This window comes from Streptomyces sp. WAC 06738 (assembly GCF_003945505.1).
In the GTDB taxonomy this organism is placed as follows: domain Bacteria; phylum Actinomycetota; class Actinomycetes; order Streptomycetales; family Streptomycetaceae; genus Streptomyces.
Window position 1 is genome coordinate 5,992,647 of record NZ_CP029618.1, and the last position, 12,688, is coordinate 6,005,334.

The following is a 12,688-nucleotide window of genomic DNA, read 5'->3' on the forward strand; positions in this document are numbered from 1 at the left end:
ACACGCCGTGACCACCCCCACTCCCCGGCCGCGTATGCCGCGCGCGGGCCCGGGGCATGCAACACTTAGTAGGACGTCCTATTAAATGCGCCGCGCGATCCGCGCGCAGAGAGAGGCGGTACGGGCATGGATGCTGCGGCCATGGAAGAGGGCCGGCGCCGCTGGCAGGCGCGTTACGACGCGGCCCGCAAGCGCGAGGCGGACTTCACCACGCTCTCCGGCGACGACGTCGAGCCGGTCTACGGCCCGCGCCCCGGGGACGTCTACGAGGGCTTCGAGCGCATCGGCTGGCCCGGCGAGTTCCCGTACACCCGCGGCCTGTACGCGACCGGCTACCGCGGCCGGACGTGGACCATCCGCCAGTTCGCCGGCTTCGGCAACGCCGAGCAGACCAACGAGCGCTACAAGCTCATCCTCGGCGCGGGCGGCGGCGGCCTCTCCGTCGCGTTCGACATGCCCACCCTCATGGGCCGCGACTCCGACGACCCGCACGCGCTGGGCGAGGTCGGGCACTGCGGCGTGGCCATCGACTCCGCCGCCGACATGGAGGTGCTCTTCCGGGACATCCCGCTGGGCGACATCACCACCTCGATGACGATCAGCGGCCCCGCGGTCCCGGTCTTCTGCATGTACCTCGTCGCCGCCGAGCGCCAGGGCGTCGACCCCGGCGTCCTCAACGGCACGCTGCAGACCGACATCTTCAAGGAGTACATCGCGCAGAAGGAGTGGCTCTTCCAGCCCGAGCCGCATCTGCGCCTCATCGGCGACCTGATGGAGTACTGCGCCGAGCGCATCCCCGCGTACAAGCCGCTCTCCGTCTCCGGCTACCACATCCGCGAGGCCGGCTCGACGGCCGCGCAGGAGCTGGCGTACACCCTCGCCGACGGCTTCGGCTACGTGGAGCTGGGCCTCTCCCGCGGCCTCGACGTCGACGCCTTCGCCCCCGGCCTCTCCTTCTTCTTCGACGCCCACGTCGACTTCTTCGAGGAGATCGCCAAGTTCCGCGCCGCGCGCCGCATCTGGGCCCGCTGGCTGCGCGACGTGTACGGGGCGCGCAGCGAGAAGGCGCAGTGGCTGCGCTTCCACACCCAGACCGCGGGCGTCTCGCTCACCGCCCAGCAGCCGTACAACAACGTCGTGCGCACCGCCGTCGAGGCGCTCGCCGCGGTCCTCGGCGGCACCAACTCGCTCCACACCAACGCCCTGGACGAGACCCTGGCGCTGCCCAGCGAGCGGGCCGCGGAGATCGCGCTCCGCACCCAGCAGGTGCTGATGGAGGAGACCGGCGTCGCGAACGTCGCCGACCCCCTCGGCGGCTCCTGGTACGTCGAGCAGCTCACCGACCGGATCGAGGCCGACGCGGAGAAGATCTTCGAGCAGATCCGCGAGCGCGGCCGGCGCGCCCACCCCGACGGGCAGCACCCCATCGGGCCGATCACGTCCGGGATCCTCCGCGGCATCGAGGACGGCTGGTTCACCGGCGAGATCGCCGAGTCGGCCTTCCGCTACCAGCGGTCGCTGGAGAAGGGCGACAAGAAGATCGTCGGCGTCAACTGCCACACCGGCTCCGTCACCGGCGACCTGGAGATCCTGCGGGTGAGCCACGAGGTGGAGCGCGAGCAGGTGCGCACGCTGGCCGTCCGCAAGGGCGCCCGCGACGACGCGCGGGTGCGCGCCGCGCTGGCGGACATGCTCACGGCCGCCCGGGACGGCGGCAACATGATCGAGCCCATGCTCGCCGCGGTACGGGCCGAGGCCACGCTCGGCGAGATCTGCGACGCGCTGCGCGACGAGTGGGGCGTCTACACCGAGCCGGCGGCCTTCTGACCCGTACGCGCACGGGCCTCCCCGCGCGCGGGGAGCGGGGTCACACGACGAGGACGGACTTGCCGCGCGTGTGGCCCTTCTCCCAGTCCCTGACCGCCTCCGCGGCTTCGGCGAGCGGGTACGTCCGGCCGACGACCGGCGTGATCGTGCCGGACTCCAGCAGGCCGCGCACCTCCTCGACGTCCTCCGGACGGGGGCGCACGTAGGGCGCCTTCACCTTCCGGGCGGAGAACAGGGAGCGTACCGAGCCGCCGAGCGAGCGCCGCAGGTCGCCGACCCACCTGCCGCCGCCCTCGCCGCCGACGAGGACGACGGTGCCGCGCGGGGCGAGGACGCGGCGCAGCGCGGCGAGCGGACGGTTGCCCGCGGTGTCGAGGACGAGGTCGTAGCGGCCGGGTCCCGCGGTGACGTCCCGCTCGGTGTAGTCGACGACGTGGTCCGCGCCGAGCGAGCGGACCAGCTCCGTCTTGTCCGTACCGCAGACGCCGGTGACCTCGGCCTGCCGCGCCTTGGCGAGCTGGACGGCGAACGTGCCCACGCCGCCGCCGGCGCCGAGGACCAGCACGCGCCCGCCCGTCCGCAGCCCGCCCGCGTCGCGCAGCGCGCGCAGCGCGGTGATCGCCGACGTGGGCACGGCCGCGGCGGCCGTGAAGTCCACGTCCGCGGGCTTGGCCGCGAACATCTCCGCGGCGCCGCGGCAGTACTCCGCGAAGGTCCCGCCGCTGCCGACGCCGAACACCTCGTCGCCGGGCGCGAAGCGGGTGACGCCGGTACCGACCGCCGCGACGGTCCCCGCGGCGTCCCAGCCGCGCACCCGGTCCTTCGGCCTGCGCAGGCCGAAGCCCATCAGGCGCATCATGTACGGCAGTCCGGTCATCAGGTGCCAGACGCTGGGGTCGAACCCCGCGGCGCGTACCCGTACGACGATCTCGCCCGCACCCGGTTCCGGCCGTGCGACCTCGGCCTGCCGCAGCACCCCGGCCGGGCCGTAGCGGTCCTGGACGATCGCCTTCATGGGCCCTCCTTCGAGGCGGGCTGCCAGCATCCCGCTCCCGGCGCGGCCGGGACAGGCCCGAAGGACCTATTGCGCGGCCGGGTCCCGGTTGCCCGCGGCCGGGTCCGGCGCAGGAACGGGTGCGGGATCCGTCAGGGCGGCCAGCCCTCCGGTCAGCAGGGTGGCGAACGCCGTCGCCCACGCCGCCGTCACCGGCTCCGCGCTCACCAGCAGCCGGTGCAGCACGGAACCGGCGATCACGTCGAAGATCATGTCCGCGGTGCGGTCCGCCGCCGCCGCGTCCGGTTCCACCGGCAACTCCCCGCGCGCCTGCGCCCGGGCGCGGCCCAGCAGCACCAGATGCCGCTGCCGGTCGACGATCGTGTCGCGGATCCGCTCGCGCAGCGCCGCGTCCTGCGTCGCCTCGGCCAGCACCGCCATCAGCGCGCCGCGCGTGCGCGGCTCCCGCAGCAGCTCGGCGAACTGCAGCACCACGCCCTCCACGTCCCGCGCCAGGCTGCCGTGGTCCGGCAGCCGCAGCGAGTCGAAGAGGTCGGCGAGCGCGTCCAGGACGAGTTCGTTCTTGCCCGGCCAGCGCCGGTAGAGCGTGGTCTTCGCCACTCCCGCGCGGGCCGCGACGCCGCCGAGCGTCACCCCGGCCCAGCCCGTCTCGGCGATCGCGGCCCGGGCGGCGTCCAGGATGGCCCGGTCCGCGGTCGCGCTGCGCGGCCGGCCCGCGCGCCGTGCGGCGGGCGTCTCGTGGCTCATGAGCTGGACCTTATCCCTTCTCCCCGCGGGCGCAGGTAGGTTACGCTACGGGCCGTAGCGTAAGTCACCCCCGAGCGACCGGTGTCTTCTGCTGCACCTGGGAACCCGCCCGGGACGAACCCTTCCGGGCGGGTTCGCCGAGTCATCCGCGGCCCGTCCGTTCAATGCACCGTGCGAAGGGGGGAGGATAGGGCGTATGCAGCCACGCAACATGTCTATGAGCGGAGCGGTCGACCTGGCCGCGGTGAAGGCGGCCGCGGAGGCCAAGGAGAAGGCGGAGGCGGCCCGCGCCCAGGCCGCCCGGGACGGGGTGCCCGCGCCCGGCGCCGGTGCGCTCGTCATCGACGTCGACGAGGCCGGCTTCCAGCAGGAGGTCCTGCAGCGCTCCACCGAGGTCCCGGTCGTCGTCGACTTCTGGGCCGAGTGGTGCCAGCCGTGCAAGCAGCTCAGCCCGCTGCTGGAGCGGCTGGCACAGGAGTACGCCGGGCGGTTCGTGCTGGCCGAGATCGACGTGGACGCGAACCAGATGCTCTTCCAGCAGTTCGGCGTCCAGTCCATCCCGGCGGTCTTTGCGGTCGTCGGCGGGCAGGCCATCCCGCTCTTCCAGGGCGCCGCCCCGGAGCCGCAGATCCGCGGGGTGCTGGACGAGCTGATCAAGGTCGCCGAGCAGCAGTTCGGCATCGTCGGGCAGGCGGTGGCCGGCGAGGACGCCGCGGCCGGCGAGGAGGCGGGCGAGCGGGAGGCGCCGGAGGAGCCGGCGGGTCCGTACGACGGCGCGCTGGCGGCGGCCGGTGACGCGCTGGACCGGGGCGACCTCGGCGGCGCGATCCAGGCGTACCAGAACGTGCTCTCCGACGACCCGGGCAACGTGGAGGCCAAACTGGGGCTCGCGCAGGCGGAGCTGCTGCGGCGGGTGGAGGGGCTCGACCCTGCGGCCGTACGCAAGGAGGCGGCGGACAACCCGGCGGACGTAGCGGCGCAGATCCGGGTCGCGGACCTGGACCTGGTCGGCGGGCACGTCGAGGACGCGTTCGGGCGGCTGGTCGACACGGTGGCGCGGACCGCGGGCGAGGACCGGCAGGCCGCGCGGGTGCGGCTGCTGGAGCTCTTCGAGGTCGTCGGCGGCGACGATCCGCGGGTGGTGGCGGGGAGGCAGGCGCTGGCCCGCGTGCTCTTCTGAGCGGAGGTTGACGTAGGGTGACAGCCCGTGCCGCTTTGCCAAAAATTGACTGAGGGCAGGGCTGTTACTCGGAGTAACTGACGCGCTGTCAGATGACCGTCTTTGTCATGCCTTGTCATCGGGTACGTCCGCGGCCGGCGGCGACCCAGGGTGCAGGATCCGGCCACCGCGGCCGGATCTGCCGCACCCCTCGCGTTACCCGTTGGTAACGAACCCCTTGTGCGCCCCCCTTCCGATGGACCACGATCGCCATCCGGACAGGGGGGTTCCCCGTTTCCGCGGACCGTTCCCGCGGACCGGAGCCTGTCCGGACAACGAGTCGCTCGGGGGTAACGCCCCCTTCGACGTAGCGCGTCCGCGCCCGTACCCGGACCCGCAGAGCCGCGCCGCGAGCGCGTGCGGATCCTCCTCGCTCCCGAGGACCGGCCCACGGGTCCAGGACGTACGTCCGAGAAGGAGGAGAGGCATGGAGTCCCAGGCACGTGGTGGGACCAGGTGGAAGCGGTTCGCCGTGGTCATGGTGCCGAGCCTGGCGGCGACCGCCGCGATCGGCGTGGCGCTGAGCCAGGGCGCGCTGGCGGCGTCGTTCAGCGTGTCGGGCCAGGAGTTCAAGGTCACGGCGGACCGGCTGGAGGGCGTCGGCTTCGTCCAGTACAGCGGCGTCGACAGCGGTCACGACCTGGAGGGCAACGAGGCGACCCGGCCGGTCGCGATCTCCGCGTTCAAGGAAGCGGAGATCAACGGCATGTGCCAGTCGGTCGTCACGCCCGACGTCCCGCTCATCGGCTCGGTGAGCCTGATGCTGACGGCGGGTGACGAGAAGCCGGTGGAGGCGAAGAACCTCTACATCGACATCGCGCAGCTCGACGCCGACGCGACGTTCGAGAACATCAACATCGGTGTGGCCGCCGGGTCCAGCACCAAGGGACCGGGCATCGGCAAGGGCGACAAGGCGAACCCGAACGGGTTCGCGCAGGAGGCCGACAGGGCCGTCCTCACGGACGTGAAGCAGACCGCCTGGGCCACCAGCGCCGGCACCTTCAAGCTGAGCGGGCTCAGCATGAAGCTGCACAAGGGCGTCAAAGAGTGCTTCTGACCACGCACTCGGCCGGCGGGGAGGCGCGTACCGCTCCCCGCCGGACCCCCCACTGACCGAACCGCACCGCCGTACCGGGGAGCTGCATTCATGAGCGCCGAGTTGCCGGACCTGCTGCACCGTCTGAACACCTGGCGGCTGGGATTCCGCGGCTGGCGCGGCTCCCGTCCGTTCTGGGCGGGTCTGCTGACCATCGCGGGCGGCGTGCCCATCGGCGCGCTGCCGTACTACAACATCAAGCTGGGCAACCTCAGCCTGCAGATGGCGACGCAGGCGGGGGCGGGCGGCCTGATCATCGGCGTGCTGCTGGTGACGCTCGGGCTGACCATGTGGTTCCACGCCGTCGTCCGGGTGTTCGCGGGCGTCGCCTCCATCGTGCTGGCGCTGGTGTCGATTCCGGTGTCCAACTTCGGCGGCCTGCTGGTGGGTTTCCTGCTGTCGATGATCGGCGGGGCGCTGGCCGTGTCGTGGGTGCCGGGCGTGCCGGGGGCCGCGGAGGCCGCCGATGACTCCGGTGCCGCGGACGACGCGGACGAGGCGGCCGACGACACCGGGGACGGTGCGGCGGCGGAGGAGAGAGCCGGCGCCGGCGAGCCGGGCGTGGGCGTGCTGGAGGACATCGACGGCGGGAGGCACCGTGCGGCCGGATGACCACGCGAGGGCGGCACGCGGGGGGCCGCGGCACGCGGCGCCGCGCAGATCGCTGCTCGGCCGGGTGCCGGCGGGCAAGGCGATAGCCCTGGCGGCGATGCCCACCGCGGTCTTCCTGGGGCTGGGGCTCACGCCGCGGCCCGCGATCGCCGAGGACGACCCGGCGGACCGCTGGCGGCCGGGGCCGTGCGCGGAGCAGTCGGACGAGCCGGAGGACGAGGAGACGGCGGACGCCGGGGAGGCCCGGGACGGCGAAGAGGCGCCGGGCGCCGGAGAGTCGGCGGAGCCGGGCGGCGGTGCCTCGCCGAGTCCGTCGGCGACGGACGGCGGATCGGCGGCGGAGCGGCCGGGCGGCGGTGGCGGCGACGGCTCGGGGTCGGGCTCGGGGTCGGGCGGTGCCTCCGGCGGCGGGTCGGACGGAGACGGAGCCGGGGAGTCCGGCGAGACGGAGCCGAGTCCTTCGCCCTCGGAGTCGCGCCCCTGGTACGACCCGCTGGGCCTCGGCGACGCGGTGGACGGCCTGCTCGATCCGGACGACCCCGGCGCTGAGCCCGAGCCGGGAGCCGAGCCGCCGGACGGTTCGGACGGTGCCGACTCCGGTGCCGGCACGTCCGGTTCGGGCTCGGGCCCGGACAGCGGTGAGGAGTCCGGCTCCGGCGCCGCCTCGGACGAGGAGCGGCGCGCGAAGGAGAAGGCCGTCCGCGACGCCGCCGAGGACGCGGGCGCCACCGTGGAAGAGCTGGACGACAAGGTGCGGGACACGGCCGAGGACCCCGCGGACGAGAAGCCGGCCGCCGGGGACGGCGCCGCCGCGGACGGGGACGGCAAGGAGCCGTTCCCCTGCCCCACCCCCGACCCCGAGGCCCTGGCGAACGCCGTGCTCGAACCCGGGCTGCCGCTGCTGCCCGACGACCCCTGGCGGCTGGAGAGCACCAAGCTCACCCTCAAGGGGCTCAAGTACCACGGCATCGTCGAGGTGAAGACCTACAGCGGCCAGGTGAAGAAGGTGCTGAAGTACACGGCGGACGACGGGGTCGACATCCGCGACCTGCACCAGACCGTCATCGGACCCGGCAGGAACACGACGCACGTACGCGCCGAGGAAGGCAGCACGTCCACGATCCGTGACGGCACGGTGACCATGTACACCGAGGAGCTGAAGGGCAATCTCTTCGGGCTGATCCCGATGACGTTCAGCCCCGAGAGCCCGCCGCCGGTGGACCTCCCGTTCGCGTTCTTCACCGACGTCCAGGTCGTCCAGGCCGGTCAGTTCGGCGGCACGCTCACCGTGCCGGGCCTGAAGAACACCATCGAGTAGCGCAGGGCCGCGCCGCCCGGCTCAGCGCTCGCCGCCCAGGTGGTGCACGCGGACCATGTTCGTGGTGCCGGCCACCCCGGGCGGCGACCCTGCGGTCATGACCATCGTGTCGCCCTCGCGGAAGCGGTTGAGCTTCAGCAGCTCCGCGTCCACCAGGTCCACCATCGCGTCGGTGTTGTCCACGTGCGGCACCAGCACCGGCTCCACGCCCCAGCTGAGCGTGAGCTGGTTGCGCGTGTGCTCGTCGGTGGTGAAGGCAAGGATCGGCTGGCACGCGCGGTAGCGCGAGAGCCGCCGCGCGGTGTCCCCGGACTGCGTGAACGCCACCAGCGTCCGGGCGTCCAGGAAGTCCGCGATCTCGCACGCCGCCCGGGCCACGGAACCGCCCTGCGTACGCGGCTTCTTCCCCGGCACCAGCGGCTGCAGCCCGCGCGACAGCAGCTCGTCCTCCGCCGCCACGACGATCCGCGACATCGTCTTCACCGTCTCGATCGGGTACTTGCCGACCGACGACTCGGCGGACAGCATCACCGCGTCCGCGCCGTCCAGGATCGCGTTCGCGACGTCGGACGCCTCGGCGCGCGTCGGACGCGAGGAGCTGATCATCGACTCCATCATCTGGGTCGCGACGATCACCGGCTTGGCGTTGCGGCGGCACATCTCGATCAGCCGCTTCTGCACCATCGGCACCTTCTCCAGCGGGTACTCCACCGCCAGGTCGCCGCGGGCCACCATCACGCCGTCGAAGGCGAGGACGATCTCCTCCATGTGCTCGATCGCCTGCGGCTTCTCGACCTTGGCGATGACCGGCACCCGCCGCCCCACCTCGTCCATCACCCGGTGCACGTCGCCGATGTCGCCGGCGTCGCGGACGAAGGAGAGCGCCACCATGTCGCAGCCCATGCGCAGGGCGAAGCGCAGGTCGTCCACGTCCTTCTCGGAGAGCGCCGGGACGTTCACCGCCACCCCGGGCAGGTTGATGCCCTTGTGGTCGGAGACCACGCCGCCCTCGATGACCATGGTGCGCACCTCCGGGCCGCGCACCTCCAGCACCTCCAGGGCCACCGCGCCGTCGTTGACGAGGATGCGCTCGCCGGGGGAGACGTCGCCGGGCAGGCCCTTGTACGTGGTGCCGCAGATGGACCGGTCGCCGGGCACGTCCTCGGTGGTGATGGTGAACTCGTCGCCGCGCGCCAGCTCCACCGGGCCCTGGGCGAAGGTCTCCAGCCGGATCTTCGGGCCCTGGAGGTCGGCCAGCACGCCGATGGGCCGCCCGGTCTCCTCGGCGGCCTTGCGCAGCCGGTCGTAGCGCTCCTGGTGCTCGGCCTGGGTGCCGTGGCTCATGTTGAAGCGGGCCACGGACATGCCGGCGTCGATCAGCGCTTTGAGCTGCTCGAAGGAGTCGACGGCGGGACCCAGGGTGCAGACGATTTTCGCTCGGCGCATGGCGGCATCCTATCGGTTTGTTCTCGACCGGAATTATTCCGGTGGGGGGAGCGCCGGGCCGCCGCCGCGGACCAGGTCGCGGGTCTGCGTGGCGATCTCCAGCTCCTCGTCGGTGGGCACCACGGCGACCGTCACCCGGGAGCCGGGCGCGGAGATCACGCGGGGTGCGGAGCCGCGGACCGCGTTGCGTACGGAATCCAGCTCGATCCCGAGTCCCCCGAGACCCCGCAGCGATGCCTCCCGTACGGCGGCGGAGTTCTCGCCGACGCCGGCGGTGAACGCGACGGCGTCCACCCGGCCCAGCACGGCGGTGTACGCGCCGACGTACTTGCGGATGCGGTGGACGTACACGTCGAAGGCCAGCCGCGCGCGCTCGTCGCCCTCGGCGATCCGGCGGCCGATCTCCCGCATGTCGTTGTCGCCGCAGAGGCCGACGAGACCGCTCCGCTTGTTCAGCAGCGCGTCGATCGCGTCCGTGCCCATGCCGGCCTCGCGGGCGAGATGGAAGATCACCGCCGGGTCGAGGTCCCCGCTGCGGGTCCCCATCACCAGGCCCTCCAGCGGGGTCATCCCCATCGACGTCTCCACGCACCGGCCGCCGGCGACCGCGGAGACGCTGGCGCCGTTGCCGAGGTGGAGCACGATGACGTGGAAGTCCCCGGGGTCCGCGGGGTCGCGGCCGAGCAACCGCGCGGTGGCGCGGGAGACGTAGGCGTGCGAGGTGCCGTGGAAGCCGTAGCGGCGGATGGCGTGGGCGTCGGCGGTGGCCGTGTCCAGCGCGTAGCGCCAGGCGTGCTCCGGGAGGGTGGCGTGGAAGGCGGTGTCGAAGACGGCGACCTGCGGCAGGTCGGGGCGGAGCTCGCGGGCGACGCGGATGCCGGCGATGTTCGCCGGGTTGTGCAGCGGCGCGAGCGGGACCAGCTTCTCCATCTCCTCCAGCACCCCGTCGTCGACGAGGACCGGCTCGGTGAAGCGGGTGCCGCCGTGGACGGCGCGGTGGCCGATGGCCAGCAGACCGGGCGCGTCGAGACCGTGCCCCGCGGCGGCCAGCTCGTCGCCGACGGCGCGCAGCGCCGCCGCGTGGTCCGGCACGCCGCCGCGGGCCTGCGGCTCGCCGATCCGCTCGACGATGCCGCGGGCCGGCCGGTCGGCGCCGGGCGTCGGCCCCGCCATCTCGATGAGCTGGTACTTCAGCGACGAGGAGCCGGAGTTGAGCACCAGGATCCGGGTGGGGCCGGTCACGGGCGGCCGCCCTTCGCGGGCGCGGCGGTGCCCTGCGCCTGTACGGCGGTGATGGCGACCGTGTTGATGATGTCCTGCACGAGCGCGCCCCGGGAGAGGTCGTTCACCGGCTTCTTGAGCCCCTGGAGCACGGGCCCCACGGCGATCGCGCCGGCCGTGCGCTGCACCGCCTTGTACGTGTTGTTGCCGGTGTTGAGGTCGGGGAAGACCAGCACCGTGGCCTGCCCGGCGACCCGCGAGTCCGGCATCTTGGCGGCGGCGACCGTGGCGTCCACCGCGGCGTCGTACTGGATCGGGCCCTCCACCTCCAGGTCCGGCCGGCGGGCCCGTACCAGCTCGGTCGCGCGCCGCACCTTGTCGACGCCCGAGCCGGAGCCCGAGGTGCCGGTGGAGTACGACAGCATCGCCACCCGCGGCTCGACGCCGAACTGCGCGGCCGTCGCCGCCGACTGGATGGCGATGTCCGCGAGCTGCTCGGCGTTCGGATCGGGGTTGACCGCGCAGTCCCCGTACACCAGGACCCGGTCCGCGAGGCACATGAAGAAGACGGACGAGACGATCGCCGCCCCGGGTGCGGTCTTGATGACCTCGAACGCCGGGCGCACGGTGGCGGCCGTGGAGTGCGCGGCGCCGGAGACCATCGCGTCGGCCAGGCCCTGCTGGACCATCAGGGTGCCGAAGTAGTTGACGTTGCCCAGGACGTCGTACGCCAGCTCCACGCTGACGCCGCGGTGCGAGCGGTACTGCGCGTACAGCTCGGCGAAGCTCTCCCGCAGCGGCGAGACGCGGGGGTCGGTGATCCGGGCCGTGGCCGGTCCGTCAGGACGTGCCGCCGGGGCGTCGGCGCTCAGCAGCGGCAGGCTCAGCCCCAGCTCCGCGGCGCGCTTGCGGATCGTCTGCTCCTCGCCGAGGAGGGTGAGGTCGCACACCCCGCGGCGTACCAGCACCTCCGCCGCCAGCAGCACCCGCTCCTCGGTGCCCTCCGGCAGCACCACGTGCCTGCGGTCGGCCTGCGCCCGCTCGATCAGCATGTGCTCGAACATCATCGGCGTCACGCGCCCGCTCGCCGCCCCCGCCAGCCGCCCGGTGAGCTGCGCGGAGTCGACGTGCGACTCGAAGAGGCCGAGGGCGATGTCCGCCTTGCGCGGCGTCGCGGCGTTCAGCTCGCCGCGGAGCCCGACCAGCGCGGCGGCGGTGGGGAACGAGCCCTCGGCGACCGTGAGCAGCGGCGTCCCCGGCGCCAGCCGCTCGGCCAGCGCCATGATGTCCGGGCCGGGACGCTCGTCCAGCGTCAGCAGCACCCCGGCGATGGCGGGGGAGCCGGCGGAGTGGGCGGCCAGCGCGCCGACGACGAGGTCGGCGCGGTCGCCGGGGGTGATCACCATGCAGCCCTCGCTGAGGGCCGGCAGGAACGCCGGGAGCATCGCGCCGCCGAAGACGAAGTCGCGTACGTCACGGGCCAGCCCGCCGGCGTCGCCGGCCAGCAGCCCGGCGCCGAGCGCGTCCCGTATCTGCGCGACGGTGGGGGCGGCGAGGCCGGCGTCCTCGGGGATGACGTACACCGGCACGGGCAGATGGGCGCCGATGTCCGCGGCGGCGGCGCGGGCCCGGGGGGCGGCGTCGGGGCCTACCCGGTTGGCGATCATCGCCAGGACGTCGCAGCCGAGGGAGGTGTACGCGTCGTGCGCGTTGCGCACCTCGGCGAGCACCGACTCCGCGGACTGCTCCGCACCGCCGACGACGGGCAGCACGGCGGCGCCGCACTCGTTGGCGAGGCGGGCGTTGAGCGCCAGCTCGGCCGGGATGTTGGTGTCGGCGAAGTCGCTGCCGAAGATGAGCACGGCCTCGTAGCCGGCGGCGACCTCGTGGAACCGCCCCACGAGCCGGGCCACCAGCGCGTCCGTACCCTCCTCGGCCTGGAGCGCGGAAGCCTGCCCGTACGTCATGCCGAGCACCCCGGCGCGCGGCTGGCTCAGCCGGTAACGGGCGCGGAGCAGGTCGAAGACGGGGTCGCGGGCATCGGCGCCGGCATGCGCCAGCGGGCGGAAGATCCCCACCCGGTCGACCTGGCGGGAGAGCAGTTCCATCATGCCCAGCTCGACGACCTGACGGCCGTCACCGCGGCCGATGCCGGCGACGTAGACGCTGCGGGTCACTCCTGCACTC

The 12,688-nt window shown here is 73.4% G+C and carries 10 protein-coding genes; 5 read left to right on the forward strand and 5 right to left on the reverse strand.

What is annotated here, in order from left to right:
- Nucleotides 1-126: 126 nt before the first annotated feature.
- Entirely contained in the window at nt 127-1,827 is a 1,701-nt protein-coding gene (locus DMB38_RS26495) for a methylmalonyl-CoA mutase family protein (protein ID WP_125937258.1), read from the forward strand.
- A gap of 40 nt (nt 1,828-1,867) precedes the next feature.
- On the opposite strand, the gene DMB38_RS26500 is transcribed toward DMB38_RS26495, so the two are convergent.
- Both DMB38_RS26500 and DMB38_RS26505 read right to left on the reverse strand, forming a co-directional pair.
- Nucleotides 1,868-2,842 (reverse strand): NAD(P)-dependent alcohol dehydrogenase, encoded by a 975-nt coding sequence (locus tag DMB38_RS26500; RefSeq protein ID WP_125937259.1) that lies wholly within the window; start codon nt 2,840-2,842, stop codon nt 1,868-1,870.
- A gap of 66 nt (nt 2,843-2,908) precedes the next feature.
- Entirely contained in the window at nt 2,909-3,589 is a 681-nt protein-coding gene (locus DMB38_RS26505) for a TetR/AcrR family transcriptional regulator (protein ID WP_125937260.1), read from the reverse strand.
- Nucleotides 3,590-3,785: 196 nt separating this feature from the next.
- Between DMB38_RS26505 and DMB38_RS26510 the strand changes: the two genes are divergently transcribed.
- From DMB38_RS26510 to DMB38_RS26525, 4 genes are all read left to right on the forward strand, one after another.
- Nucleotides 3,786-4,769, forward strand: coding sequence for a tetratricopeptide repeat protein (locus DMB38_RS26510; protein WP_125937261.1), 984 nt, complete (start codon nt 3,786-3,788; stop codon nt 4,767-4,769).
- 466 nt (nt 4,770-5,235) lie between these two features.
- Entirely contained in the window at nt 5,236-5,865 is a 630-nt protein-coding gene (locus DMB38_RS26515; RefSeq protein WP_047018190.1) for a DUF6230 family protein, read from the forward strand.
- A 90-nt stretch (nt 5,866-5,955) separates the two neighbouring features.
- A complete protein-coding gene (locus tag DMB38_RS26520) occupies nt 5,956-6,516 on the forward strand; it encodes a DUF6114 domain-containing protein (protein WP_125937262.1) in 561 nt (186 codons plus the stop codon).
- Nucleotides 6,503-7,834, forward strand: a complete 1,332-nt coding sequence (locus DMB38_RS26525) for a hypothetical protein (protein WP_125937263.1) — start codon at nt 6,503-6,505, stop codon at nt 7,832-7,834. The genes DMB38_RS26520 and DMB38_RS26525 overlap by 14 nt, the downstream gene beginning before the upstream one ends.
- Before the next feature lie 21 nt (nt 7,835-7,855).
- Here DMB38_RS26525 and pyk read toward each other — a convergent pair whose 3' ends face one another.
- Genes pyk through pta form a run of 3 tightly spaced genes read right to left on the reverse strand, consistent with a single transcriptional unit; the run spans nt 7,856 to nt 12,678 of the window.
- The gene (gene pyk, locus DMB38_RS26530) at nt 7,856-9,280 is read right to left on the reverse strand and encodes a pyruvate kinase (RefSeq protein WP_125937264.1); all 1,425 of its coding nucleotides are present in this window, start codon (nt 9,278-9,280) and stop codon (nt 7,856-7,858) included.
- Nucleotides 9,281-9,313: 33 nt separating this feature from the next.
- Nucleotides 9,314-10,522, reverse strand: coding sequence for an acetate kinase (locus tag DMB38_RS26535; RefSeq protein ID WP_125937265.1), 1,209 nt, complete (start codon nt 10,520-10,522; stop codon nt 9,314-9,316).
- Entirely contained in the window at nt 10,519-12,678 is a 2,160-nt protein-coding gene (pta, locus tag DMB38_RS26540) for a phosphate acetyltransferase (protein WP_125937266.1), read from the reverse strand. Before pta ends, DMB38_RS26535 begins: the two co-directional genes overlap by 4 nt.
- Between the last annotated feature and the right edge of the window lie 10 nt (nt 12,679-12,688).

Bases quoted from the DNA above. Each gene is read 5' to 3' on its own strand.
- DMB38_RS26495 (WP_125937258.1), top strand. From the start codon at position 127: ATGGATGCTGCGGCCATGGAAGAGGGCCGGCGCCGCTGGCAGGCGCGT.
- DMB38_RS26500 (WP_125937259.1), bottom strand. From the start codon at position 2,842: ATGAAGGCGATCGTCCAGGACCGCTACGGCCCGGCCGGGGTGCTGCGG.
- DMB38_RS26505 (WP_125937260.1), bottom strand. From the start codon at position 3,589: ATGAGCCACGAGACGCCCGCCGCACGGCGCGCGGGCCGGCCGCGCAGC.
- DMB38_RS26510 (WP_125937261.1), top strand. From the start codon at position 3,786: ATGCAGCCACGCAACATGTCTATGAGCGGAGCGGTCGACCTGGCCGCG.
- DMB38_RS26515 (WP_047018190.1), top strand. From the start codon at position 5,236: ATGGAGTCCCAGGCACGTGGTGGGACCAGGTGGAAGCGGTTCGCCGTG.
- DMB38_RS26520 (WP_125937262.1), top strand. From the start codon at position 5,956: ATGAGCGCCGAGTTGCCGGACCTGCTGCACCGTCTGAACACCTGGCGG.
- pyk (WP_125937264.1), bottom strand. From the start codon at position 9,280: ATGCGCCGAGCGAAAATCGTCTGCACCCTGGGTCCCGCCGTCGACTCC.